The following is a 25,593-nucleotide window of genomic DNA, read 5'->3' on the forward strand; positions in this document are numbered from 1 at the left end:
GCGCCCGGTGAGGCGCCCTTTTTCATGTATTGGGTCTGGCGTTCAGCGCTTGAAGAGATGCTTCTGCGCTTCGCGGCTCGAATTGTCGCTGCGCTCATCGGCAGACAGGGCGCGGCCCGCTTTGACGCCCGGGCGTTCGCCGACTTCGTCGAGCCAGCGCTTCAGGTTCGGCTTGTCGTCGAGCGTCTGCTCCTGCCCTTCCCAGAGCGAAGCCCAGCCCCAGGACGCCATGTCCGCGATCGAGTAGAAGTCGCCAGCAAGGTAGCGGGTCTCGGCCAGACGGCGGTCCATGACGCCATAGAGCCGACCCGTTTCGGCGCGGTAGCGATCCTTCGCATAGGGCAGGTCTTGCGGCGGCTCGAGCTTGGGCGCGTATTTCAGGAAATGGTGCGCCTGACCGGCCATCGGGCCGAGCCCGCCGACCTGCCAGAACAGCCATTCGTCGACTGCGATCCGGTCGCGCTCGGTCTCACCGTAGAACTGACCAGTCTTGCGGGCGAGGTATTGCAGGATCGCGCCGCTCTCGAAGATCGAAACGGGTTCGCCATCCGGGCCGTCGCGGTCGATGATCGCGGGCATCCGGTTGTTGGGCGAGATTTTCAGGAATTCCGGCTCGAATTGCTCGCCCTTGCCGATATTCACCAGGTGGGTCTCGTAGGGCAGGCCCATCTCTTCGAGCGCGATGGAAATTTTCCAGCCGTTCGGCGTGGGCCAATAATAAAGGTCGATCATGGGGTCTCCGTCAGGTTAGGCGGCAGGTTCCGCTCTACTTTGCCGCACGCTGGAACGAGGGCAATGCGAAACCCGGTGTGCGCGGACGCGCAAACAGGCGCGACCAGCGGGGGTCTTGCGCCTTAGGTAGTGCTTCGGCGAGAAAGGGAAGCGGCAGCCGGTCGGGCTGGCGCAGCACTTGACGGTAAAGGTCGAACAGCCCCTCGCGCATGTAGCAGGCGAAATGGCACACGCGTTTCGCGGGCGGGGCGACGGGATAGCCGAGATCTTCGAGCACCTCGATCACTTCGGGCGCGTCGATCTGCAGGTCAAGCCAGTTGCGCATCGGCTGCGACAGGCCATTTCCCAAAGACCGCTCGCGCCCGCCCGCGACGCCCCACTCGAACAGGAAATCGAACAGGTCGTTGTCGCGGCTGGTGACGTTGAGTACCTCGCAGCTGCCGCCCGCAGGGCTCGCCATCGCCTCTTCGGCGCGGCTCTGGAATTCCGCGGCGGCCAGCAGCACCATCCGCGCGACTTGCCCCGCATGGGCATGGCGCAGGGCCCGCAGGGCGACCCGCGCGCCCATTGAATGGCCGATGATGCCCACCGGACGCCCGGTCGCGGCATGAAGCGCGCCGATCAGGCGGGCAAGGCGCTGTGCGGCGATCTCGGCCATGTCGTAGATCCGGGTCAGCCGCCCCGTCGATTGCCAGCTAAACGCGATGCCCAGCCCTTCGCCCGGATTGCTGCCGTCGAAGCCGAGCGCGCGCGGCCAGCTGATCGCGGTGTGCAGATTGAAGCTCGGCTCCATCGCGAAGATATGCTGATACGGGTCGCGCCCCTCGACGCCCGCCGCATAGCCGTAGCCGTGGATCATCAAGACGACCGGGGCACCCTCCGGCAGCGCGCGCGCCTGAGCGATGACATCGGCGGGCAGCTCGGAGCTGGCATGGACCTTGAGAAGCGGCATTTGGGCCTCGGGGGAGGAGCGCAGGCGCGGGTTGTTGTTCTAATCCGAACGCGGCTTTTCGTCGGAAAGTTCCCCCCCCTTGCGTGAGCCTGCAGCGACGGCACGCATTCGTTTTGTGCGATCGTGACATCGCCGCTATGCGTTGACCCAGCGCCGCCTGCGCGCTATCGCAGCCCCAAGCCGCGACAGACCGCCGCAGGAGGCACCGATGACCGAGCGCAAGACCCGCACCAAACTCGTCCATGACGGCATTCGCCGCAGCCAATATGGCGAACTGGCCGAGGCGATGTTCCTGACGCAGGGCTTTGCGTACCCCTCGGCCGAAGCCGCCGAGGCGCGGTTCCTCAACGCCTCCGATGATGAGTTCATCTATGCGCGCTACGGCAACCCCACCACGCGCATGTTCGAAGACCGGATGGCCTCGATCGAAGGCACCGAAGACGCCTTCGCCTGCGCCTCCGGCATGGCCGCGATCAATGGCGCGCTGACCTGCCTCGTGAAGGCGGGCGATCACATCGTGGCCGCGCGCCAGATGTTCGGCTCCTGCCTGCATGTGCTGAAGGTTCTGCAGGGCTTCGGCGTCGACGTGACGCTGGTCGACGGCACCGATCTCGACGCGTGGCGCGCCGCGATGCGCCCCGAGACGAAGGTCTGCTTCTTCGAGAGCGTCTCGAACCCCGGCCTCGAAGTGATGGATGTCGCGGGCATCGTGAAAATCGCCCATGAGGGCGGCGCGACGGTGGTAGTCGACAACGTCTTCGCCTCGCCGATTTTCTCGCGCGCGGTGGAACTTGGCGCAGATGTGATCGTCTATTCCGCGACCAAGCATATCGATGGCGGCGGGCGCGTGCTCGGCGGTGTCGTGCTGGGTTCGAAAGAGTATATCCGCGGTCCGCTGGAAACTTACGTGAAGCACACCGGCGGCGCGATGAGCCCGTTCCATGCCTGGGTTCTGCTGAGCGGGTTACAGACGCTCGATCTGCGGGTGCGCGCGCAGGCGGCCAACGCGGCTGCCGTGGCCAGCGCCGTGGCAGGTCATGAGAAACTCGCCCGCACCGTCTATCCCGGCCTGATGGATCATCCCCAACATGCGCTGGCGATGGAGCAGATGGGCTCGGGCGGCACGATGCTCGCGCTCGACCTGAAGGGCGGCAAGGAAGCTGCGTTCCGCTTCCTCAACGCGCTGCAGATCGTGTCGATCTCGAATAACCTCGGCGATGCGAAATCCATCGCGACCCATCCGGCGACGACGACCCACAAGAATCTGTCGGAAGAGGAGCGGGAGGCGATCGCGATTACCCCCGGTCTGATCCGCATTTCGATGGGGATCGAGGACGGGGGCGACCTGATCGCCGACATCAAGGGGGCGCTCGACGCGGCCTGAACGGGGTGAACCGATTGCCGCGAACCGGCGTATTGTCTTGGACATCGCCCTCAAAAACCCCATATCTGGCGGGACCGGGCGCTCCGGAGGACAGGATATGAACGTGCAAGGCAGGATCGAGACCCCCGACAATGACGACGCGCGCGCCGCGCTCGACGTGCTGCGCGCATGGGCGTCAAAGGCCGACCCGGTCGAGGTCGCACAGCTCGATCCGGCGATCGCGCGGCTGCTGCCGGGCCACGAGGTCTCGAACTACCCCGATCTGAGCCGCGACTATGACGCGGATTTCGAGGCGGACGAGACCTACAAGGCGACGATGCCCGACCTGCAGAACGGCCCGTCCTCGCTGATCGTGGGCGCCCATACCCGGATCGAACATGTCGGCATCTCGAATTTCCGCCTGCCGGTGCGCTTCCATACCCGCGACAATGGCGATCTGACGCTGGAGGCGTCGGTCACCGGTACGGTCAGCCTCGAAGCGGAGAAAAAGGGCATCAACATGTCCCGCGTGATGCGCAGCTTCTACGTCCATGCGGAGAAGACTTTCTCCTTCGAGGTGATGGAAGCCGCGCTCGACGATTATATGGATGATCTCGAGAGCTTCGACGCCCGTCTGATGATGCGCGTCTCTTTCCCGGTGAAGCGGCCCTCGCTGCGCTCCGGGCTGGAAGGCTGGCAGTATTACGACATCGCACTGGAACTGATCGAGACCGCCGGGGTGCGCACCAAGGTAATCCATCTCGATTACGTCTATTCCTCGACCTGCCCGTGCTCGCTGGAACTCTCGGAGCATGCCCGCGCCAGCCGCGGGCAACTGGCGACGCCCCATTCGCAGCGCTCCGTCGCGCGGATCTCGGCGGTGGTTGAACCCGGCGAGGTGCTGTGGTTCGAGGATATGATTGATCTCGCCCGCGCCGCCGTGCCGACCGAGACGCAGGTCATGGTCAAGCGCGAGGACGAACAGGCCTTCGCCGAACTGAACGCCGCCAACCCGATCTTCGTCGAAGATGCCGTGCGCGCCTTCGCCGAGCGCCTTCTGGCGGATGCCCGTATCGGCGATTTCCGCATCGTGGCCAGCCATCAGGAAAGCCTGCACAGCCATGACGCCGTGGCCATGCTGACCGAAGGCGAGACCTTCGCCTCCGCCAGCGTCGATCCGAAGCTGTTCGCCACGCTGATCCATCAGGGCTGAGAACGGGTGGGGACTTCTCCGCGCGCGCTGATGCGCGTTGCAGGCGGTGAGGGGGTGCTGCCCCCGCGCGCGTCTGCGCGCATCACAATTGGTGCAGGGGGCTCTGCCCCGCCCTCCGGGCCCCCCGGGATATTTTCACAAGAGCGAAGACGGGTGCGGAAGCTCACGTCAGGCGAACAGATGCTGAACATGCCCCTTTCCCTCTGAAGGCCGAACCGCTAGATTGCCTCCCATGAATTGGGCTGATGACGACGATCCGTACGAAGGGGCTGCGAGCCTGTCGCAACGTGCCATGGCGGGCGCCATGCAAGCGCGGAGCGCGCCGTATCTCGAGAAACTGAACCCCCAGCAGCGCCAGGCGGTCGAGACGCTCGACGGGCCGGTCTTGATGCTGGCAGGCGCGGGCACGGGCAAGACCTCGGCGCTGACCGCACGGATCGCGCATCTGATCCACACCGGCCGCGCGCGCCCGAACGAGGTGCTGGCGGTGACCTTCACCAACAAGGCCGCGCGCGAGATGAAAGAGCGCGTGGGGCGCCACTTGGGCGGTGCGATCGAGGGGATGCCGTGGCTCGGCACCTTCCACTCGGTCTGCGTGAAGCTCCTGCGCCGTCATGCCGAGCTGGTGGGGCTGAAATCGAATTTCACCATTCTCGACACCGACGACCAGATCCGGCTGCTCAAACAGCTGATCGTGGCCGCGAATATGGACGAGAAGCGCTGGCCCGCGCGGCAACTGGCGGGCCTCATCGACGGCTGGAAGAACAAGGCGCTGACGCCCGAGAAGGTCTCGGGTCGTGAAACCGCTGCGTTCGACAATCGCGGCTCCGAGCTCTACGCCGCCTATCAGGCGCGGCTGAAGACGCTCAACGCGGTCGATTTCGGCGATCTGCTGCTGCACATGGTCACGATCTTCCAGACCCACGGGGATGTGCTTGCGCAATATCAGCGCTGGTTCAAATACATCCTCGTCGACGAGTATCAGGATACCAACGTCGCGCAATATCTGTGGCTGCGGCTTCTGGCGCAGGGCCACAAGAACATCTGCTGTGTCGGCGATGACGACCAGTCGATCTATGGCTGGCGAGGCGCCGAGGTCGGCAACATCCTGAAATTCGAGAAGGATTTTCCCGGCGCCGCGGTGATCCGGCTGGAGCAGAATTACCGCTCGACCGCGCATATCCTCTCTGCCGCCTCAGGGCTGATCACGGCCAATGAGGGCCGTCTGGGCAAGGAGCTCTGGACCGAGGCCGAGGGTGGCGAAAAGGTGCGCCTGATCGGCCATTGGGACGGCGAGGAAGAGGCCCGCTGGATCGGCGAGGAGGTCGAGGCGATCCAGCGCGGGACTCGTGGCAATCCGCCGATCAGCCTGAATTCGCAGGCCATTCTCGTGCGCGCCTCGCATCAGATGCGCGCTTTCGAGGACCGGTTCCTGACGATCGGTCTGCCCTATCGCGTCATCGGCGGCCCGCGCTTCTACGAGCGGCTCGAGATTCGCGACGCGATGGCCTATTTCCGCCTCGTGACCTCGCCCGATGACGATCTGGCGTTCGAGCGGATCATCAACACCCCCAAGCGCGGCCTTGGCGACAAGGCGCAGCAACGCATTCAGGTAGCCGCCCGCGAGAACGGGTTGAGCCTGCTGGACGGCGCGCGGCTCTTGGTGGCCGAAGGGGCGCTGTCGGGCAAGGCGGGCGGGCAGCTGCGGCTCTTCGTCGAGAATGTCGCGCGCTGGCATGAGGAGGTCGTGCAGGCCTCGCCCGCGACCGCCGTGACCCGGGCCGAGGATGACGACCTGCTGATCGAGCCCGCCGAGGATGGTGTGGCGCCCGCGAATGATCTCAGCCATGTTCGTCTGGCCGAACGGATCCTCGAGGAATCCGGCTATGTCGAGATGTGGCAGAACGACAAGACGCCGGAAGCGCCCGGGCGGCTCGAGAACCTCAAGGAACTCGTCAAGGCGCTGGAGCAGTTCGACAATCTGCAGGGCTTCCTCGAACACGTCGCGCTGATCATGGACAACGACAAGGCCGAGACCGAGGAGAAGGTCTCGATCATGACGCTGCACGCGGCCAAGGGCTTGGAATTCCCCGTGGTCTTCCTGCCGGGCTGGGAGGACGGGTTGTTCCCGTCGCAGCGCTCGATGGATGAGAGCGGCCTGAAGGGGCTCGAGGAAGAGCGGCGTCTGGCCTATGTCGGCATCACCCGCGCCGAGGAGCTTTGCACGATTTCCTTTGCGGGTAACCGCCGCGTCTATGGCCAGTGGCAAAGCCAGATGCCCTCGCGCTTCATCGACGAATTGCCACCTGCCCATATCGACGTCCTGACGCCTCCGGGGCTCTACGGTGGTGGCATGAACGGGGGCGGCTTCGGCGGGTCCAGCGCGATGGAAGACCGCGTCTCGCGCGCCGATGTCTACAACTCGCCGGGATGGCGGCGGCTGCAAAACGCGCAATCGCGCGGGACCAGCCAGCCCCGCGAGGCGCGCCATATGGTGATCGACGCCAAGGGCGAGAGCGATTACGAGATCGGCGACCGGGTCTTCCACAAGAAATTCGGCTATGGCGAGGTGATGGGCTCGGAGGGCGACAAGCTCGTCGTGGAATTCGACAAGGCGGGCGAGAAGCGCCTGCTGTCGAGCTTCGTCGTGCCCGCCGCCGATGCCGACGACGTGCCGTTTTAACCTTCGCCCTTCGCCTTGGCGCAAATATCCCGGGGGTGAGGCCGTCAGGCCGAGGAGGGGGCAGAGCCCCTTGCCCTCTCTTGGTCCGCGCGGCTCTGTGGCAGATTTGCCCGGTATTCCGATGCATGCCGTCAAACGCTTGATCGGCAGGGAATTTCGCCGCAGCTAGAGGGTAACACCCGCGTGAGCGAGACTTGAGAGATGACCGCCGATCCAAAGCCCCACCTGCCCGACCATCCCCAGCGCTATGCGCTCGTGAACGAATTGCACGCCCGCCCCTATCCGAAACTGGGCGTGCCGGGGCATGCGGTCTATGTCGCCTTCAAGGAGCCGCGCGATGCCGCCAATCGCGACCGCAGCAAGGATCACGATCACCTCGTCGATCTCCTGACGCGCCATGGCGCGGCGCAGCCGAAGGCGGGGATCACTCATTACGGCGGCAAGATCGGCCGCCATGAGGTGAAATGGGAGAGCCATACCGAATTCACCACCTATCTCGCGTTCGGCAAGGGCGTGTCGTCGCGCGCTTTCGACCCGGCGGAGACCGAGATCTACCCCGATAGCTGGATCGATGCCGCGCCGGGCGGGCGGATCGCCGCGGTGCAGATCCGCATCGAGGAGCTGCCCGAGAACCCCGACGACATCTCACCGCTGCTGGAGCAATGGTTCGTCACCGAAAGCCTCGTCTGCACCTGGGTGCTCGACGGGGCGGCGGTGGTCGCGGGGGATTTCCGGATCGACCCGAACGGGCAGATGCGCTTTGCCGTCTTCGCGCGCCCCGGCACCGGGCCGGGGCGGATTGGGCGCACGGTGCAGCGGCTTTGCGAGCTGGAGACCTATCGCGCGATGTCGATGCTGGGTCTGGCGCGGGCGCGCGACCTGTCGAAGCGCCTCAATGCGCTCGACCCGCGCCTGACCGAGATCGTGGACGGGATGGGCGATGACGCCAATTCCGCCGAAGAGACACTGCACGACCTGCTGGAAATCTCCGCCGAGCTGGAGAGCCTCGCGGTGCAACATTCCTTCCGCTTCTCTGCGACCGGTGCCTATGAGGCGATCGTGCGGGAGCGGGTGGACGCCCTGCGCGAAAGCCGCTTCGAGGGGCGACAGAAGCTCAGCGAATTCATGGCGCGGCGCTACGATCCGGCGGTACGCACGGTCAAATCGGCCGAAACGCGGCTGCAGCAGATGGTGACGCGGGCGGCGCGCGCGGGCGAACTGCTACGCACGCGGGTCGATGTGGAACGCTCGGCGCAGAACCAGAAAGTGCTGGAGAGCATGGATCGCCGGTCGGACCTTCAACTACGCCTGCAGCACACGGTCGAGGGGCTGTCGGTGGTCGCGATCAGCTATTACGCGATCTCGGTCGCGGGCTATCTCGCCTATCCGCTCTCGAAAAAGATCGGGCTGAGCAAAGAGCTGATGATGGCGGGGCTGACGCCGATCGTGATCCTCGCGGTCTGGCTGATGATCCGACGCATCCGCAAGGGGATGGGCGGTCACTGATCGGCGATGAGGGGCTTTGCCTCGGCCCGCGCGGCTGACAGCGCCTCATCGGGGCGAAGTTCGATCATCAGCCCGCGCTTGCCGCCGTTCAGTATGATCCTGTCATAGCCAAGCGCGCTCTGCTCAAACGCGACGGGGCTTGCGCGTTTCTGCCCGAAGGGGCTGATGCCGCCGGTGTGGAACCCGGTCAGCTTCTCGGCCTTGGCGGGCTCCATCATCTTCGCGGATTTACCCCTGAAGGCCGCAGCCACCTTCTTCATCGACAGCGTCGCGTCAGACGGGATCACCGCGCAGGCGGGCTTGCCATCCACCTCGACCATCAGGGTCTTGAGAACCCGCGCTGGCTCCACTCCGAGCGCACTGGCGGCATGGAGGCCGATCTTCTCCTGACCGGCCTCATAGGCATATTCGTGCAGTTCGAAGGCGAGCTTGGCGCGGGTCAGCGCCTGTGTCGCCGGGGTGGCATGACCCATCGGCCCTCTCAGAAATCGGCGGTGGCGGGGTCCGGCCCGATGCGGCCTTCCGCAGCGTCGATATCCTTGATCTGCGCCATCTCATCCTCGGTCAACTCGAAATCGAACACGTCGATATTCTCGCGCATCCGCTCGTGATTAGCGGATTTCGGGATCGTCACGCAGCCCAGCTGGATCTGCCAGCGCAGCGTGACCTGCGCCGCCGATTTGCCGTAGCGCGCCGCGATTTCGGTCAGGATCGGGTTCGAGAGCGCCTCGCCCTGCCCCAGGGGCGACCAGCATTCGGTGGTGATGCCGAGCTTGTCATGCACCTCGCGCTGCGCGGCCTGCTGGAAGCGCGGATGCAGTTCGATCTGGTTGATCGCGGGCGCTTCGCCGGTCTCTTCGATCAGCCGCTCGAGGTGGTCGGGCAGGAAGTTCGACACGCCGATCGCGCGGATGCGGCCTGCGTCGCGCAGCTCGATCAGCGCTTTCCACGTCTCGACATATTTGTCTTTGGCGGGCATCGGCCAGTGGATCAGGTAGAGGTCGAGATAGTCGAAGCCCAGCTTGCCCATCGTCTCGTCGAAGGCGCGCTTGGTTTCGTCATAGCCCTGCCGGTCGTTCCAGAGCTTCGAGGTCACGAAGATGTCTTCGCGCGCCACGCCGCTTTGCGCGATGCCGCGGCCCACACCCGCCTCGTTGCCGTAAGCGGCGGCGGTGTCGATATGGCGATAGCCCGCGTCGAGAGCGTTTTGGATGATGGCGGGCGCATCGGCATCGTCCATCTTCCAGACGCCGAGGCCCAGCTGCGGGATTTTGATGCCGTCATTGAGGGTGAGGGTCGGAACGCTCATGGTCGATCTCCTGTCTGCCTGTTGGGTTGGACAACAGCTTAGGGCGGCGCGGCGTTCCGGAAAGGCGCTCACGGGGTAGTGAAAGGCGCCAGGGATTGGCCCGGGGCTGGCACGCCCCGGGCCGTGCGCCCTTACTCCCCGCGCGGGAAACGTTTGTTTTCTTCCAGCACGTTAAGGTCCATGTGATTGCGCATATAGGCCTCGGAAGCTTTCTTGAGCGGCTGGTAATCCCACGGATACTGGCCGCCCTGGCTGAGCGCCTCGTAGACGACCCAGCGGCGCGCCTGACTGGCCCGGACCTCCGCGTCGAAACGATCCAGATCCCAGCGCGCGGCGGCTTCGGCCTTCAGCGCGGCATAGGCCTCGGCATGGGCGGGATCGCCTGCGAGGTTGGTCAACTCATGCGGGTCCGCCTCAACGTCGAAGAGCTGATCGGGATCGAGATTGCACAGGTTCAGCTTGTAGCGCCCTTTGCGCAGGCTCACGAGCGGCGCGTAAGACGCCTCGGCGGCATATTCCATCGCCACCGCCTCTTTACGGGGCTCGCGCTTGGCTTGCGGCAGCAGCGAATGCCCGTCGAGCCATGGCGCGATCTCGTCCAGCGAGATACCCGCCAGATCGCACAGCGTCGGCGTGACGTCGATCGTCGAGACCGGATCGGAGACCAGACCCGGCTCCAGCCCCGGTGCCGAGATCATCAGCGGCACGCGCGCCGAGCCCTCGTAGAAGCTCATCTTGAACCACAGCCCCCGCGCGCCCAGCATGTCGCCGTGATCGGAGACGAAGAGGATCGTAGCCTCCTGCCGGGTGTCTTCGAGCACCTGCAGCAGCTCGCCGATCTTGTCGTCGAGATAGGAGAGGTTCGCGAAATAGGCGCGGCGCGAGCGGCGGATATCCTCGGTCGTGATGTTGAACTCGCGCCAATCGTTCGCGTCGAAAATCCGCTTCGAGTGGTTGTCCTGCTCCTCGTAGGGGATCGTGCCGACCTCGGGTTCGAGATGGTCGCAATCCTCGTAGAGATCCCAGTATTTCTTGCGCGCGACGTAGGGGTCGTGCGGATGGGTAAAGCTGACGGTCAGCATCCACGGGCGCGCATCATTGCCCCGCGCCAGATCGTAGAGCTTCATCTTCGCCTCATGGGCGACATTGTCGTCATATTCCATCTGGTTGGAAATCTCGGCCACTCCTGCCCCGGTCACCGAGCCCATATTGTGATACCACCAGTCGATCCGCTCGCCGGGCTTGCGGTAATCCGGGGTCCAGCCGAAATCTGCGGGGTAGATATCGGTGGTCAGTCGCTCTTCGAACCCGTGAAGCTGATCGGGGCCCACGAAATGCATCTTGCCCGAGAGGCAGGTCTGGTAGCCCGCGCGGCGCAAGTGGTGGGCATAGGTCGGAATGTCCGAGCGGAACTCGGCCGCGTTGTCATAGACGCCCGTGGTCGAGGGAAGCTGGCCCGACATGAAGGCCGCCCGTCCCGGCGCACACAAGGGCGAGCCGGTATAGGCGTTCTCGAACCGCACGGAACGCTCGGCCAGCTTGCGCAGATTGGGCGTGTGCAGCCACTCCGCCGGACCATCGGGAAAGAGCGTCCCGTTGAGCTGGTCGACCATCAGGATCAGGATGTTCGGGCGCGGCTTGCTGTCGTCCTTGGCGGCGGTTTCGAGGTCAGGCATTGCAGCGCGCTCCTTTTATTGATCCACGGGTCAATAACCCCTGTAGCGATCCGGAGCGGGGGAACGCAAGGGCAAGCAGGTCACGCGGAAGTGGCTCGCGCCGGGTCAGGCGGCCGCGATGATCCGGGCCTCATGGCGTTTCAGGCTCGGCCGCGCGGCGAGATAGCTTTCGACTTCGCCGTCCAGTTCCGGGAAGAGCGCAAGCAATTCGGCCCGTTGCGCCTGATCCATATCGTTCATCGTCGCCTGCCCCGGCTGGAAGCTTTCGGTCCAGAGCCCGTCGGAGAAAACGATCTCGTGATTATCGAACATCACGTGGATATAGGTGACCGCCTCGGCCTCTTCGTCGATCTCGATCCCCGGCAACCCGACAAGATGGCGCGCGGCGGCCAACACCTCCGGCTCGCCCGCGATCAGCTGCGCGCGCGGCCCGGTCAGCAGGATTCGGTGCTGCGGCGAGACGCGCATCTCGCGCTCGGGCTGGTTCGCGCCCAGCGCGCCCGGTGCGATCTTGATGGAGCGGAATTCCGGCTTCGCCAGCAGTTCCGCCGCGCTGAGCGCACGGGTGCCAATCCAGCGGATGACCTGAAAGCCGCTGTCGCGAGTCAGAATGCGATCGCCGACCTGCAGGCTTTCGACCGCGCGGGCGCCGCTATGCGTCGCGATCAAGGTGCCCGGCGTGAAGCAGGGGATGACCTTTTCGATATTCGAGAAGTTGACCGTGCCGACGACCGCGCCATTGCCGTCATAGAAATCGATCGTGCCGTTTTCCGGGTTCGCCGCGTCACGATGCACGGCGACATTGTCCCAGCCCCAGTCGCTGAGGTCGATGATGTCGAAATCGTCGCCCGTCTCCGAGCCGTCGATCGTGTCGCCGGGGACGAGGTCGATGAACCTGTCGGCATCCGCGCCGCCGACGAGAGTGTCGCCGCCGCCGCCCGAGAGCGTATCATTGCCCGCGCCGCCGTCGAGTTGGTCGCTCCCGGCCCCGCCCTGCAGGACGTCGTTCCCGTCGCCACCGAAGAGCGTATCATCGCCGGTGCCGCCAACGAGGCTGTCATTGCCTTCGTCGCCGTAAAGCGAGTCGTTTCCCGATCCGCCCAGCACGGTGTCGTTGCCGGTGCCGCCGTAGAGGATGTCATCCGCGCCCGCGCCGTCGATATAGTCGTCGCCGCCATTGCCGTAGAAGACGTTGGTGTAGCCATCCGTCGGGTCCGAGGAGGCGCCGTCGAAGCCGATCAGCGTGTCGTTGCCTGCCGAGCCGTAAATCCCGTCGACGCCGCTGAGCGTATCGCCCGTCGCATCGCCGCCCGTGGCCGTTCCCGCGCCGAGGTTGATGTTCACCGCGCTCGCGGAATCGGAATAGTCGACATAGTCCATGCCGGTTCCGCCCGACAGGATATCGCCGCCCGCGCCGCCATGCAGCGTGTCGTTGCCCGTGCCGCCGTCGAGCGTATCGGTCCCCGCCCCGCCGTCGAGCGAGTCGTTGCCCGCGCCGCCGATCAGCCGGTCATTCCCGAGACCGCCGATCAGCGTGTCGTTACCGATGCCACCGTCGAGCCAGTCATTATCCGCGCCGCCATCGAGGGAATCGTTGCCGTCGTTGCCGGTGAGCGTGTCGTTTCCGCTGCCACCGAGGAGCGTGTCATTGCCAGTGCCGCCGATCAGCGAGTCATTGCCCGACCCGCCATCGATCGAATCGTCGCCCGTGCCGCCATCGACCGTGTCGTTGCCGAGCCCGGCCAGCACGGTATCGTTGCCGCCATAGGCGCGGATGTAGTCGTCATTGCCGCTGCTGCCCGCGAGCCCCGCATCGTTATTGTCCACGCGGTCGGAGCCATTCGCGATCGGCTCGACGTAGTTCACGTCGATCCGGTCCGCGCTATCGGTGCCGTCGACGTAGCCGTCGTCGAAGCCGGTGACGTAGCGATCCTGCGCGAGATTGGTGTTTTGATAGCTCACCGCTGAGCCGATGATCATCGACTGGATCGGTTTGGCCTCATAGGCCGCCGTGGTTGCATTATTCGACAGTTCCGGCGCGAGGAACACTTCGCCCGTCGTGGTCTGCACGAGGACCGATTGCACATTCGCCGTGGTGCCGTCGGTGTAGGTGATCGTCGTGTTGTAGACCACCAGACCGTCATAGGTGAAATCGCGAACGCCTTGACCGTCACCGATATCGGTCCGGATCGTGTCGTTGGACGTGTTGTTATTGGTGTCGAGAACGCCACTCGAGCCGCCATTGTCGATCAGCGTTGCTTCGGTGATGTGGCTGAACAGCGGATCGGTGGAGGACCCGGCGGAGGCGTTCTGGAGAAGGTTGTAATTCTCCATGCTCGAATTTCCCTCTTGGGAATCCAAGTAGTAGATATTGCCGTTCGCGTCCTCGGCGACGCCGAGATATATCCAGTTGAACGTCGTGGCCATGTCGCCGCTGCTTTACCTTGTTACTGTCGGACAGGCCCGCGAGGGACCGGTCTCCGACTTTCGAAGACTGTGCAAAAATATCGGGGCCTATGACGTGGCTGCTCGATTTTTATAGTTACTGATACTCTAACAAGGCCCTCATTTGGCGCGGGTTCGTGATCGTCTCACGGCGCAAATTGGGCGAAATGGGGGCTTTCCGGGCGAGGCGACACGCATAGGGAGAGTCGTGGCAACACGGCCACGAAGCCGCGGAAATTTCGGCGGAAAACTGGTAGGCCCGGCAGGACTTGAACCCGCAACCAAGGCGTTATGAGCGCCCTGCTCTAACCAATTGAGCTACAGGCCCACCATTGGGTATTCCTCTAGTCAGGCCGCACGCGGGCGTCAAGAAAGCGCGCGCACCTATCCCCTTCGACGTTGCGGGGCGCGTGCGGTTACGCTAGGGCTTCGGCCAAGAGTTTACTTGCCGGAGTGCGCCGCGATGACCGAGAAAAAACAGGGCCTCACCTATGCCGATGCAGGCGTCGATATCGACGCGGGCAATGCGTTGGTGGACCGGATCAAACCCGCAGCCAAGCGCACGCAGCGCTCGGGCACGATGTCGGGTCTCGGCGGCTTCGGCGCGCTGTTCGATCTGAAGGCGGCCGGTTACAACGATCCGATCCTCGTCGGCGCGACCGATGGCGTGGGCACCAAGCTGCGCATCGCAATCGATACTGGCAATGTCGACACGATCGGCATCGACCTCGTGGCGATGTGCGTCAACGATCTGGTCTGCCAAGGTGCGGAGCCTCTGTTTTTCCTTGATTATTTCGCGACCGGCAAGCTCGAGCTCGATCAGGCCGCGCGCATCATCGAGGGCATCGCGGAAGGCTGTGCGCAATCGGGCTGCGCGCTGATCGGCGGCGAGACGGCAGAGATGCCGGGCATGTATTCCAAGGACGATTTCGACCTCGCGGGCTTCGCGGTCGGCGCGATGGAGCGGGGCACCGACTTGCCCGCAGGCGTGGCCGAGGGTGACGTGCTTCTGGGCCTCGGCTCGAACGGGGTGCATTCCAACGGCTATTCCTTCGTGCGCAAGGTGGTCGAGATGTCCGGCCTTGGCTGGGACGCGGACTGCCCCTTCGGTGAGGGCGCGCTTGGCGAGGCACTGCTGGCGCCCACCCGGCTTTACGTCAAACAATGCCTCGCGGCGGTGCGCACGGGCGGCGTTCATGCGCTGGCCCATATCACCGGCGGCGGCCTGACCGAGAACCTGCCGCGCGTTCTGCCCGAGGGCATGGGCGCCACGATTGACCTCGACGCGTGGGAACTGCCCGGCGTATTCCGCTGGCTGGCCGAAACTGCCTCGATGGAAGAGCGCGAATTGCTGAAGACCTTCAATTGCGGCATCGGCATGATCGTCGTCGTAGCGGCGGACAAGGCCGACGAGATCGCCACCCTGCTCGCAGGCGAAGGCGAGAGCGTCACCCGCATCGGCACGGTCACCGCCAATGAGGGCATCGCCTACGAGGGCGCGCTGCTGTGATCCGTGTCGCGATCCTGATCTCGGGCGGCGGCTCGAACATGGTCCGACTGGTCGAGAGCATGGCAGAGGACCACCCTGCCCGCCCGGTGCTGGTCGCATCGAACGACGCGCGGGCGTCGGGGCTGGAGAAGGCCGCGCGGATGGGCGTACCGACCGCCGCCATCGACCACCGCCCCTATGGCAAGGATCGCGCCGCGTTCGAGGCCGAACTGCTGAAACCGATCCTCGCCGCGAAGCCCGATATCCTCTGCCTCGCGGGATTCATGCGGGTGCTGACGCCGGAATTCGTCGCGCAGTTCGAGGGCCGGATGCTCAATATCCACCCCTCGCTCCTGCCGAAATATCCCGGCCTGCACACCCATAAGCGCGCGATCGAGGCGGGCGATGCGGTGGCGGGCTGCACCGTGCATGAGGTGACGCCGGTGCTCGATGACGGGCCGATCCTCGGTCAGGCGCGCGTTCCGATCGAGCCGGGCGACACGCCCGACGATCTGGCCGCTCGCGTGCTGGTGCAGGAACATCGCCTCTATCCGGCGGTGCTGCGCCGGTTCGCCGAGGGCGACCGCACGCCGGTCTTTCTGTAAGCGCCCATTTGTAAGCACGCTCACGCCGAAATGCGCTGCCCCCGCTTGCGAGCGGCCGTCGCTTCGCGCATGACTGACGCATGGACACGACCCCGGATACGGCCCCGCGCGGGCGCATGATCGCCCCCGACCTGATCCGGGCCGTGGCGCTGATCGGCATGGCAATCTTCCACCTGACCTACGATCTCGAGAATTTCGGCTTCCTGCCGCGTGGCACGGTGTTTCACCCCGCCTTCCTCGATTTCGCCCGCGTGGTTGCGAGCACCTTCATCTTCATGGCCGGCGCCAGCCTCGTGCTCGCCCATCGCCATGGCTTCCGTGCCGCCCCGTTCTGGAAGCGGATCGGCAAGGTGGTGGTCGCGGCGGCGCTGGTGAGTGCGGCGACCTATGTGATGATGCCGGAATACTTCATCTATTACGGCATCCTGCATTCCATCGCGGTCAGCTCGCTGATCGGCGCGGCGTTGCTGTTCCTGCCGTGGATCTTGCTGGCGGCGCTTGGCGTAATCGCGGTCTGGGTGCATCTGAACTACGCCTTCGAGCTGTTCAATCACCCGTGGCTGTGGTGGCTGGGGCTGTCGACGAAGTGGCGCCCCTCGATGGATTTCGAGCCGGTCTTCCCGTGGATCGGGCCGTTCCTGATCGGCATGGGCGCGGCGAAACTGCTCGACCGGCTGGGTTATTGGAAACGCGCCGCGCGCTACCAGCCCGATCAGACGCGCGGGGTGATGAAAGTCGCGCTGTTTGCGGGGCGTCACACCCTCCCGATCTACCTGATCCACCAGCCCATCCTCTATGGGCTGACCTGGGCCGCGTTCCTCCTTCAGCACTGAAACTGGCGCTTCTGCCACGCAAACCGGGCCGTAACACGCGCCGCCCTTCCCTTTTGCCCGATGAAGGTCTAGGGAATTTGCACCTGCGCGGGATGAGCCCGCACCGAATTGAAAGCGCGATATGCAGACCATCACCACGACCGAGGCCCTCGCGGCCTTCTGCGAAAAGGCCAAGCAAGAGCCCTACGTCACCGTCGACACCGAATTCCTGCGCGAGCGGACCTACTGGTCCAAGCTGTGCCTCGTGCAGATGGCGCTCCCCAATCATGGCGAGACCGAAGGCGAGGCCGTTCTGGTCGACCCGCTGTCCGACGATCTCTCGCTCGAGCCGCTCTACGATCTTTACCGCCACAAGGAGACCGTGAAGGTCTTCCATGCCGCGCGGCAGGATCTGGAGATTTTCTATACCGACGCGCAGGTCTTCCCCGATCCGCTGTTCGATACGCAGATCGCCGCGATGGTCTGCGGGTTCGGCGAGCAGGTGGGCTACGAGACGCTGGTGCGCAAGATCGCCAAGCAGTCGCTCGACAAGTCCTCGCGCTTCACCGACTGGTCGCGCCGTCCGCTGACCGAGGCGCAGAAGAAATACGCGATCGCCGATGTGACCCATCTGCGCGTGATCTACGAATTCCTCGACGAACAGCTGAAGAAAACCGGCCGCGATGCCTGGGTCGAAGAGGAAGAGGCGGTTCTGCTGAACCCCGAGACCTATATCAACCGCCCCGAAGAGGCGTGGAAGCGCGTGAAGACGCGGACCAATTCGGGCCGTTTCCTCGCCATCGTGCGCGAGCTGGCGCAGTTCCGCGAAGGCTATGCCCAAAACCGCAACATCCCGCGGAGCCGTATCTTCAAAGATGACGCGCTGCTGGAGCTGGCCTCGACCAAGCCCTCTTCGATCGAAGAGCTGGGCAAGTCGCGACTGCTGCTGCGCGAAGCCCGCAAGGGCGAGATCGCCGAGGGTATCCTGACGGCGGTCCGCGAAGGGCTGGAGATGCCCAACGAGAAGCTGCCCCGCCCCGACAATCAGGCCCAGCAATTGCAGGTCGACACCGCGCTCGGCGATCTGCTGCGGGTGCTGCTGAAAGCGAAATCGCAGCAGGCAGGCGTCGCCGCGAAGCTGATCGCGACGTCCTCCGATCTGGATCGCATCGCCGCTGGCAAGCGCGACGTCGCCGCCCTGCAGGGCTGGCGTGCGGAAGTCTTCGGCAGTGACGCCCTGCGTCTGGCCAAGGGCGAAGTGGCGCTGACCGCCGATAGCGGCGCGGTGAAGCTGATCGACGTGTGAGGTCACCGGAGGGCTGCGCCTGACCGCCGGGTGGGCGCCTCCTTCTTTGGTGGTCTTCGCTTTATCCCTGAAAGTTTCGGACGCGTTCAGTGCGCGCGCTGACACCCCACAAGCGCCCGCCCGAGGGGGCGGTCGGGCGCTGCCCGGGCCGCTGTCGCGGCTGATCCGGGCAAGGCGACAAGAAAAAGGCCCGGGGTCTCCCGAGCCTCATCTCAATCAACTGAAGTGACGATCAGCGCGCGACGGACCGCGCGTTGGAAACGCCCTGCACCACGATCTTGCGCACGCCCTGCAGCTTGTAAGTGCTCAGGAACGCAGCCGCCGAGACCTCGCGCGACTGCGGGGTCATCACACGGCGCGCATCGGGGCTTTCAGCGGGCGGCGGCGAGACCATGAAGACATAGGTCACCGTGCCGTTCTCATCCGGCGCACCGCCATTCAGCGGGACCAGATCGGTATCCCAATAGCCCTGCGTCGGCGGCAGGCCCATCGCGGTGATGATCGCACCCGAGGGGATCTTCTCGACCGAGAGCGAGGAAACCTGCGACACCTGCTGCTGGTTCGGCTTGCCGACCTTCACGGGGTAGCCGCCGCGCGGCGCGAGTGTTTCCACCGGTGCAGCCGTGTCGCGCCCGAACCAGTTGAACGGGTTGAGCTTGCTGTCACGGATTGTGCCGCAGCCTGCGGTGGTGAGCGTCAGGGCAAGTGCCGCGATCAGGGCTTTGTTCATGATGGCTCCGATACTGTCCCGGGTCTGGACCCGGATTTGTGGTAGCCCATTGTAGCGCTTTTGAAAAGCCGCGTCTGGACCCTCGGGCGCGAACCCGTTACCCAATAGGCAATTCCCTGTCCGTAGGAGCGAGTAACCATGGCGCGCGAAGCCTTTGAAGAGATTGCCGAGACCTTCGAATTTCTCGACGATTGGGAGGACCGCTACCGTCACGTGATCGAGCTGGGCCGCGAATTACCGCCCCTGGACGATGCGGTGAAGGTGCCCGCGACCAAGGTGGAGGGCTGTGCGAGCCAGGTCTGGCTGCTGCCCCGGATCGAGGGGACCGGCCCGCAGGCGACCTTCGATTTTCAGGGCGAGAGCGACGCGATGATCGTTCAGGGCCTGATCGCGATCCTGCATGCGCTTTACTCCGGCCTGACGGCCGAGGACGTTCTGAAGGTCGACGCGCCCGCCGAGCTGGGCCGTCTGGGCCTGAACGACCACCTCTCGGCGCAGCGCTCGAACGGGTTGCGCGCGATGGTGGAGCGGATTCGCAAGCTGGCCGGTGAGGCCGTGGGGGCGTAAGGCCCTAGATTTTCCACTTAGCGACAGAGGGACGCGCCCGAGCCTCGGGTGGGCGCGTTGCAACGCATGTGGCTGGGCGGTTTATCTCGCAAGCCCGAACAACTTCCATGCCCGCGCCGACATCGCCAATGCGCCCTCCCGGGGGGAGGGTCGGGCGCGGCCCGGGGCTGGTCGCCCCGAGCCAGTCATCCCAAACGAAAACGGCCGGTCCATCGACCGGCCGTTTCCAATTTTCCTGCCCTGCCGATCAGTCGATCAGCGGCAGCAGTTGGTTCACCGAGTCCTTGGCGTCGCCATAGAACATCCGGGTGTTCTCTTTGTAGAATAGCGGGTTCTCGATGCCCGAATAACCGGTGCCCTGACCGCGCTTCGAGACGAAGACCTGCTTGGCCCTCCACACTTCCAGAACCGGCATGCCGGCGATCGGCGAGTTCGGATCTTCCTGTGCGGCGGGGTTCACGATGTCGTTCGAGCCGATGACGATCACCACGTCGGTGTCGGGGAAGTCCTCGTTGATCTCGTCCATTTCCAGAACGATATCGTAAGGCACTTTCGCCTCGGCCAGCAGCACGTTCATGTGGCCCGGCAGACGGCCCGCGACCGGGTGGATCGCGAAACGGACTTCCTTGCCTTGGCTGCGCAGCTTGCGGGTCAGTTCCGACACCGCCTGCTGAGCCTGCGCCACCGCCATGCCGTAGCCCGGCACGATGATCACGCTATCGGCGTCACGCAGCGCAGAGGCCACGCCGTCGGCGTCGATCGCGATCTGCTCGCCCTCGACTTCCATCGCGGGACCGGAGGTGCCGCCGAAGCCGCCGAGGATAACGCTGATGAACGAGCGGTTCATCGCCTTGCACATGATGTAGGACAGGATCGCACCCGAGGAGCCGACCAGCGCGCCGACCACGATCAGAAGATCGTTGCCCAGCGAGAAGCCGATCGCCGCCGCGGCCCAGCCCGAATAGGAGTTCAGCATCGACACTACGACCGGCATATCGGCGCCGCCGATACCCATGATCAGGTGATAGCCGATGAAGAAGGCCAGAAGCGTCATCGCGATCAGCGCCCAAGCCCCTGCCCCGTTGATGAACATGATCAGCAGGATCACCGAGAGGATCGCGGCCGTTGCATTGAGGATATGCCCGCCCGGCAGCTTGGTGGCCTTCGAGGTCACCTTGCCCGCGAGCTTGCCGAAGGCCACGACCGACCCGGTGAAGGTCACGGCCCCGATGAACACGCCAAGGAACAGCTCGACGCGCAGGATCGACAGCTCGACCGGCGTCTTATGCGCGATCAGAGCGGCGAAGCCCTTCAGCGCATGCTGCTCTTCCACGCCCATCGCGCCGACGCGCGCCATCTCGATATAGGCGTTGTAGCCCACGAAGACGGCGGCGAGGCCGACCAGCGAGTGCATCGCGGCCACAAGCTGCGGCATTTCGGTCATCTGCACCCGGTTCGCGACGAACCAGCCGATGATGCCACCGGCCGCGATCAAAATGACCGAGAGAAGCCAGAGGCCCGAGCCGGGGCCGATCAGCGTCGCCAGAACCGCGAGGCCCATGCCGACGATGCCATACCAGACGGCCCGTTTCGCGCTTTCCTGCCCCGAAAGGCCGCCCAGCGAGAGGATGAAGAGAACTGCCGCGACGACATAGGCGGCGGTCGAGAATCCGTTTTCCATTACGCTCTCCCCCTCTTACGACTTCTGGAACATGGCGAGCATGCGCCGGGTGACCATGAAGCCACCGAAGATGTTGATCCCGGCCATGAACACCGACAGCGCAGCGAGCACGATCACGAGCCACGAGCCCGATCCGATCTGCAACAGCGCGCCGAGGATGATGATCGACGAGATCGCGTTGGTCACAGCCATCAGCGGCGTGTGCAGCGAGTGCGAGACGTTCCAGATCACCTGGAAGCCCACGAAACAGCTGAGCACGAAAACGATGAAGTGCTGCATGAAGCTGGCCGGCGCCACGAGGCCCACGCCCAGAAGCACGATCGCGCCCACGGCGAGCAGCGTCACCTGATTGCGGGTCTGCTTCTTGAACTCGGCCACCTCGGCGGCGCGCTTCTCTTCCGGCGTCAGCTCCTTGGCCTTTTCCTTCGGCTTCTGCGCCGCGATCGCGGCCACCTTGGGTTTCGGCGGCGGGAAGGTGATCTCGCCCTGATAGGCCACGGTCGCACCGCGGATCACATCGTCTTCCATGTCATGGACGACGACACCGTCCTTCTCGGGCGTCAGGTCCGTCATCATGTGACGGATATTGGTCGAGTAGAGCGTGGAGCTCTGCGTCGCCATGCGGCTGGGGAAATCGGTATAGCCGACGATGGTCACGCCATTGTCGCTCACGATCTTCTGGTCCGGCACGGTCAGTTCGCAGTTGCCGCCACGCTCGGCGGCGAGGTCCACGATCACGGAACCGGGCTTCATCGCCTCGACCATGTCCTTGGTCCAGAGCACCGGGGCGTCGCGGCCCGGGATCAGCGCGGTGGTGATGACGATGTCGATATCGGGCGCCAGTTCACGGAATTTGGCAAGCTGGGCTTCACGGAACTCCGGCGAGGACGGCGCGGCATAGCCACCCGTCTCGGCGCCGTCTTTCGCGGCCTCCTCAAAGTCGAGATAGACGAACTCGGCGCCCATCGACTCGATCTGCTCGGCCACTTCGGGACGCACGTCGAACGCGTAGGTGATCGCACCCAGCGAGGTCGAAGCACCGATCGCGGCAAGACCCGCGACGCCTGCGCCGACAACCAGCACTTTCGCCGGCGGAACCTTACCCGCCGCCGTCACCTGACCGGTGAAGAAGCGGCCGAAATTGTTGCCTGCCTCGAGCACCGCACGGTAGCCCGCGATATTGGCCATCGACGACAGCGCATCCATCTTCTGCGCGCGCGAAATCCGCGGGACCATGTCCATCGCGATCACGTTCGCGCCGGTCTTCTCGGCGGCTTTCAGAAGCTCTTCGTTCTGGGCCGGGTAGAAGAACGAGATCAGGGTCTGGCCGGGCTTGAGGCGTTTGACCTCTGTATCGCTCGGCGGCCGAACCTTGATGACGAAATCCACCTCTTTGAACAGCGCGGCGGCGGTCTTGATGACGGTCACATTCGCGGCCTCATAGGCCTCGTCTGTGAAGCCGGCCCGGACGCCTGCCCCGGTCTCGATGAAGCACTCATGACCCAGCTTTTGCAGCTGCAAAGCCGAGTCGGGCGTCATGGCGACCCGCGCCTCGCCCTCGAAAATCTCCTTTGGAGCTCCGATTTTCACTCTAACTCCCCCTTGGATAGCGGTGCGTTTAGCCGATGGCCTGCGCACCCGGAATCTTGCGTCGTACTCCTTAGCATCGCGCAATAATGTTTCACAAGCACCGATGGGCCGTAAAACCTTGTTAATCGGTCACGGCGCGCCTCACCGGTTCGTGTATACCATTGAATACCGAACTTTTGGGTGATTTATGGTTTAATATCCGAGCGTTAGGTCGTCCATTTTGCGCTGCGACCCGATTGCACCGCCACCAGCTTTTTTGACGGGCGCAGCACTTTGCCGCGGCCCGATCAGAGCCAGCGGCGGGTCCGGGCGCGGTAGGCGGTGTACACGTCGCCGAAATGCGCGGCGATCCGGGCTTCCTCGCCGAGAATGTAGCGCCGCGTGATGAACCACATAAAGACCGGCACCAGCAGCAGCCCCAAAGGCGCGTGCCAGATCAGCGCCAGCCCCGCCAGCACCAGCGCATCGCCGAGATAGATCGGGTTGCGCGACAGCGCGAAGACCCCGGAGGTCACGAGGTCCGACGGGTCACGGCGCGGAATGAAGGTGGTGCGGTGAAGCAGCATCTGCCCCACCGCGGCCAGCATGAGTGCAAGCCCAAGCGCGATCGCGATCATCCCGAGCGCACGATCATAGCGAAACGGCATCGGCACGTCCTGCCCCAGCGCCCAGACCAGCGCCGCGAACAGCACCAGCCAGAGCGGCGGAATGTCGATTTCGCGCAGAGGGTTCATCGCGCCGCTTACAGTTTGTAGACGGTGAGTTCAGGCAGATCGGTCAGCGGCACCTCGAGCAGGCGCAGCGCGGGCAGCGACACTTCCGAGCCCGAGCCAGCCGCCTTGCCCGACGGGATCAGCGTGACCTTCGCGGATTTGCCGGTTTTCGGGTCTTCGATCCGGCCGGGGGTTTCGCTTCTGACCAGCCCGGTCTTCACCCAGAAGCCCGGATCGGCCGGATCGCCCAAGCTCGCGATAGTGGTGCCAAGCTTGGTCTCGCCGCCCACGGGCTTCTTCGCCGCCTCTGCGCGCTGCTCCGCGGTGGTGGTATCAAGGGAATCGGCGGTTTTCGCACTCGGTTTCGGGATCGGGGCCGCGACCGGAGCGGCGGCGTAGGGGGCTGCCGTGGTCGCCGGACCCGAGGCGTTTGGGCCGTTGAGTCCCAGCGTGGCGCAGCCCGCCATCGGCATCATCAGCGTGAGCGCCAAGATCGGGCGGGAGAGGGGTTTGCGCATTCGAAATCTCCTTAAAATTTCGTCGAGCCTATGCGCAGTCCGAGGCGACTGCCACCCCCCGCTCTGCGCGCTGCCCGCACGTGATCCACGCGACGACCCTTGCCGCCCCGCCCCCCGCACCTTACTTTCCGCACCATGGATAACACGCCCCTCATCGACCCCTTCGCCCGCCCGATCGACTACTTGCGGGTGTCGGTCACCGACCGCTGCGATTTTCGCTGCACCTATTGCATGGCCGAACACATGCAGTTCCTGCCGAAAAAGGAACTGCTGACGCTTGAAGAACTGGACCGGCTCTGTTCGACCTTCATCCGCCTCGGCGTGAAGAAGCTGCGCATCACCGGGGGCGAGCCGCTGGTGCGGCGTGATATCATGACCTTCTTCCGCTCCATCTCGCGGCATCTGGAGACCGGCGATCTGCGCGAGCTGACGCTGACCACCAATGGCTCGCAGCTTGCGAAATTCGCCGATGATCTCGCGGCACTGGGCATGAAGCGGATCAACGTCTCGCTCGATACGCTCGACGCCGACAAATTCGCGAAGATCACGCGCTGGGGGCGGCTCGAACAGGTACTCAAAGGTCTGGAGGCCGCAAAACGCGCGGGCCTCAAGGTCAAGATCAACACCGTCGCGCTGAAGGGCTTCAACGAGGACGAGCTGTTCACCCTGATCGACTGGTGCGCGGCGGAGGGCTTCGATCTGACCTTCATCGAAGTGATGCCGATGGGCGAGATGGGCGACGATCTGCGGCTCGATCAATACTGGCCGCTCTCGGATGTGCGCAAGGCGATGGCCGAGCGCTTCACCCTGACCGATCTGGCGGAATCAACCGGCGGGCCTGCGCGCTACGTGCGCCTTGAGGAAAGCGGTCAGAAGATCGGCTTCATCACGCCGCTCACGCATAATTTCTGCGAGAACTGCAACCGCGTGCGGGTGACCTGCACGGGCGAGCTGTTCATGTGTCTGGGCCAGGAGGACAACGCCGATCTGCGCGCACCCCTGCGGGCCAGCGAGGACGATGCAGCGCTGGAAGCCGCGATCCGCGAGGCGATCTCGCGCAAGCCCAAAGGCCATGATTTCGACTATTCGCGCCAGACCGTCTCGGGTCAGATGTCGCGCCACATGAGCCATACCGGCGGATGAGCCTCACCGGACCTGCGTCCGCTACGCGCGCGGCGCAGGTCTCGGGCAACTCACGGGAATTTGGTGGCGCGGCCCACCTCCGGGGTGACTCAAATCAATGCGCAGCGCCAGACCGTCTGGCAGGCTCCCGACAAAGAAAGGGAGCCAAACCAATGTATTCCAACATTCTCGTGCCCGTCGCCTTCGACGAAGATCACAACCCCGATGCCGCGCTCAATGTCGCGCGGGCGCTGGCAGGCGACGGGGCGCGCATCACCTTGCTGCATGTGATGGAAGACGTCCCCGCCTATGCGATCAATTACATGCCCGAGGGCTATGCGGAGGAATTGCGCAAGACGTTGGAGCATGACCTCGCCACGCGCGCGGCGGAGTTCGACGCAGGCGCCTGGGCGATTGTCGAAGGTCAGCCCGGCCATGAAATCCTGAACTACGCCGAACATATTGGGGCCGATTGCATCGTGATCGCGTCGCACCGTCCGGGCTTTGGCGATTACCTGATCGGCTCGACCGCCGGGCGTGTCGTACGCCATGCGAAATGCGCGGTTATGGTGATGCGCTGA

At 64.5% G+C, this 25,593-nt stretch carries 22 protein-coding genes and 1 tRNA gene; 11 read left to right on the forward strand and 12 right to left on the reverse strand.

Going from position 1 to position 25,593, the window contains the following annotated elements; genetic code table 11:
• Window positions 1-42 precede the first annotated feature (42 nt).
• Together BMI85_RS02130 and BMI85_RS02135 are read right to left on the reverse strand one after the other, a co-directional pair.
• On the reverse strand, window positions 43-732 hold the full coding sequence (locus BMI85_RS02130; RefSeq protein ID WP_078599346.1) for a glutathione S-transferase N-terminal domain-containing protein: 690 nt from the start codon (window positions 730-732) through the stop codon (window positions 43-45).
• Window positions 733-766: 34 nt separating this feature from the next.
• Window positions 767-1,684, reverse strand: a complete 918-nt coding sequence (locus BMI85_RS02135) for an alpha/beta fold hydrolase (protein ID WP_078599347.1) — start codon at window positions 1,682-1,684, stop codon at window positions 767-769.
• Between the two features lie 208 nt (window positions 1,685-1,892).
• Here BMI85_RS02135 and BMI85_RS02140 point away from each other — a divergent pair, with 208 nt between their 5' ends.
• The 4 genes from BMI85_RS02140 to BMI85_RS02155 all read left to right on the forward strand — a co-directional run bounded on the left by BMI85_RS02140 (window position 1,893) and on the right by BMI85_RS02155 (window position 8,449).
• Complete coding sequence (locus BMI85_RS02140) at window positions 1,893-3,068, forward strand: aminotransferase class I/II-fold pyridoxal phosphate-dependent enzyme (RefSeq protein ID WP_078546520.1); 1,176 nt, start codon at window positions 1,893-1,895, stop codon at window positions 3,066-3,068.
• 97 nt (window positions 3,069-3,165) lie between these two features.
• The gene (gene folE2 / locus BMI85_RS02145) at window positions 3,166-4,260 is read left to right on the forward strand and encodes a GTP cyclohydrolase FolE2 (protein ID WP_078599348.1); all 1,095 of its coding nucleotides are present in this window, start codon (window positions 3,166-3,168) and stop codon (window positions 4,258-4,260) included.
• A 232-nt stretch (window positions 4,261-4,492) separates the two neighbouring features.
• Window positions 4,493-6,943, forward strand: a complete 2,451-nt coding sequence (locus BMI85_RS02150) for a UvrD-helicase domain-containing protein (protein WP_078599349.1) — start codon at window positions 4,493-4,495, stop codon at window positions 6,941-6,943.
• A gap of 201 nt (window positions 6,944-7,144) precedes the next feature.
• Entirely contained in the window at window positions 7,145-8,449 is a 1,305-nt protein-coding gene (locus tag BMI85_RS02155; protein WP_078599350.1) for a DUF3422 domain-containing protein, read from the forward strand.
• Here BMI85_RS02155 and ybaK read toward each other — a convergent pair.
• From ybaK to BMI85_RS02180, 5 genes are all read right to left on the reverse strand, one after another.
• Window positions 8,443-8,922 (reverse strand): Cys-tRNA(Pro) deacylase, encoded by a 480-nt coding sequence (ybaK, locus tag BMI85_RS02160; RefSeq protein WP_078599351.1) that lies wholly within the window; start codon window positions 8,920-8,922, stop codon window positions 8,443-8,445. The two genes, BMI85_RS02155 and ybaK, sit on opposite strands and share 7 nt — an antisense overlap.
• 8 nt (window positions 8,923-8,930) lie before the next feature.
• Complete coding sequence (locus BMI85_RS02165) at window positions 8,931-9,758, reverse strand: aldo/keto reductase (RefSeq protein ID WP_078599352.1); 828 nt, start codon at window positions 9,756-9,758, stop codon at window positions 8,931-8,933.
• Between the two features lie 131 nt (window positions 9,759-9,889).
• Window positions 9,890-11,434 (reverse strand): choline-sulfatase, encoded by a 1,545-nt coding sequence (gene betC, locus BMI85_RS02170; protein WP_078599353.1) that lies wholly within the window; start codon window positions 11,432-11,434, stop codon window positions 9,890-9,892.
• Between the two features lie 105 nt (window positions 11,435-11,539).
• Window positions 11,540-13,861, reverse strand: coding sequence for a Hint domain-containing protein (locus tag BMI85_RS21760; RefSeq protein WP_143594960.1), 2,322 nt, complete (start codon window positions 13,859-13,861; stop codon window positions 11,540-11,542).
• 269 nt (window positions 13,862-14,130) lie between these two features.
• Window positions 14,131-14,207 (reverse strand) — tRNA-Ile (locus BMI85_RS02180).
• 135 nt (window positions 14,208-14,342) lie between these two features.
• Between BMI85_RS02180 and purM the strand changes: the two genes are divergently transcribed.
• From purM to rnd, 4 genes are all read left to right on the forward strand, one after another.
• Window positions 14,343-15,389 carry a phosphoribosylformylglycinamidine cyclo-ligase gene (gene purM, locus BMI85_RS02185; protein WP_078599354.1) on the forward strand — a complete coding sequence of 349 codons (1,047 nt, stop codon included), beginning with the start codon at window positions 14,343-14,345 and terminating at the stop codon, window positions 15,387-15,389.
• On the forward strand, window positions 15,386-15,973 hold the full coding sequence (gene purN / locus BMI85_RS02190; RefSeq protein WP_078546504.1) for a phosphoribosylglycinamide formyltransferase: 588 nt from the start codon (window positions 15,386-15,388) through the stop codon (window positions 15,971-15,973). Before purM ends, purN begins: the two co-directional genes overlap by 4 nt.
• Window positions 15,974-16,053: 80 nt before the next feature.
• On the forward strand, window positions 16,054-16,806 hold the full coding sequence (locus BMI85_RS02195; protein ID WP_078599355.1) for a heparan-alpha-glucosaminide N-acetyltransferase: 753 nt from the start codon (window positions 16,054-16,056) through the stop codon (window positions 16,804-16,806).
• A gap of 121 nt (window positions 16,807-16,927) precedes the next feature.
• Complete coding sequence (gene rnd / locus BMI85_RS02200; protein ID WP_078599356.1) at window positions 16,928-18,091, forward strand: ribonuclease D; 1,164 nt, start codon at window positions 16,928-16,930, stop codon at window positions 18,089-18,091.
• A 232-nt stretch (window positions 18,092-18,323) separates the two neighbouring features.
• Here the strand turns inward: rnd and BMI85_RS02205 are convergent, their stop codons facing one another.
• A complete protein-coding gene (locus BMI85_RS02205) occupies window positions 18,324-18,821 on the reverse strand; it encodes a hypothetical protein (protein ID WP_078599357.1) in 498 nt (165 codons plus the stop codon).
• Between the two features lie 138 nt (window positions 18,822-18,959).
• Here BMI85_RS02205 and BMI85_RS02210 point away from each other — a divergent pair, with 138 nt between their 5' ends.
• Window positions 18,960-19,388 (forward strand): SufE family protein, encoded by a 429-nt coding sequence (locus BMI85_RS02210; RefSeq protein ID WP_078599358.1) that lies wholly within the window; start codon window positions 18,960-18,962, stop codon window positions 19,386-19,388.
• Between the two features lie 247 nt (window positions 19,389-19,635).
• On the opposite strand, the gene BMI85_RS02215 is transcribed toward BMI85_RS02210, so the two are convergent.
• From BMI85_RS02215 to BMI85_RS02230, 4 genes are all read right to left on the reverse strand, one after another.
• Window positions 19,636-21,069 carry an NAD(P)(+) transhydrogenase (Re/Si-specific) subunit beta gene (locus BMI85_RS02215; RefSeq protein ID WP_078599359.1) on the reverse strand — a complete coding sequence of 478 codons (1,434 nt, stop codon included), beginning with the start codon at window positions 21,067-21,069 and terminating at the stop codon, window positions 19,636-19,638.
• Between the two features lie 15 nt (window positions 21,070-21,084).
• Complete coding sequence (locus BMI85_RS02220; protein ID WP_078599360.1) at window positions 21,085-22,659, reverse strand: Re/Si-specific NAD(P)(+) transhydrogenase subunit alpha; 1,575 nt, start codon at window positions 22,657-22,659, stop codon at window positions 21,085-21,087.
• Window positions 22,660-22,946: 287 nt separating this feature from the next.
• Window positions 22,947-23,393: an isoprenylcysteine carboxylmethyltransferase family protein gene (locus BMI85_RS02225; protein WP_246832467.1), complete on the reverse strand. Its 447-nt coding sequence runs from the start codon at window positions 23,391-23,393 to the stop codon at window positions 22,947-22,949.
• Window positions 23,394-23,401: 8 nt separating this feature from the next.
• Window positions 23,402-23,890, reverse strand: coding sequence for a hypothetical protein (locus tag BMI85_RS02230; RefSeq protein WP_078599361.1), 489 nt, complete (start codon window positions 23,888-23,890; stop codon window positions 23,402-23,404).
• A gap of 135 nt (window positions 23,891-24,025) precedes the next feature.
• Here BMI85_RS02230 and moaA point away from each other — a divergent pair, with 135 nt between their 5' ends.
• A complete protein-coding gene (gene moaA / locus BMI85_RS02235) occupies window positions 24,026-25,033 on the forward strand; it encodes a GTP 3',8-cyclase MoaA (RefSeq protein WP_078599362.1) in 1,008 nt (335 codons plus the stop codon).
• A 152-nt stretch (window positions 25,034-25,185) separates the two neighbouring features.
• Window positions 25,186-25,593 carry a universal stress protein gene (locus BMI85_RS02240; protein WP_078599363.1) on the forward strand — a complete coding sequence of 136 codons (408 nt, stop codon included), beginning with the start codon at window positions 25,186-25,188 and terminating at the stop codon, window positions 25,591-25,593.

It is taken from the genome of Thioclava sp. DLFJ4-1, assembly GCF_002020145.1.
Taxonomy (GTDB): domain Bacteria; phylum Pseudomonadota; class Alphaproteobacteria; order Rhodobacterales; family Rhodobacteraceae; genus Thioclava; species Thioclava sediminum.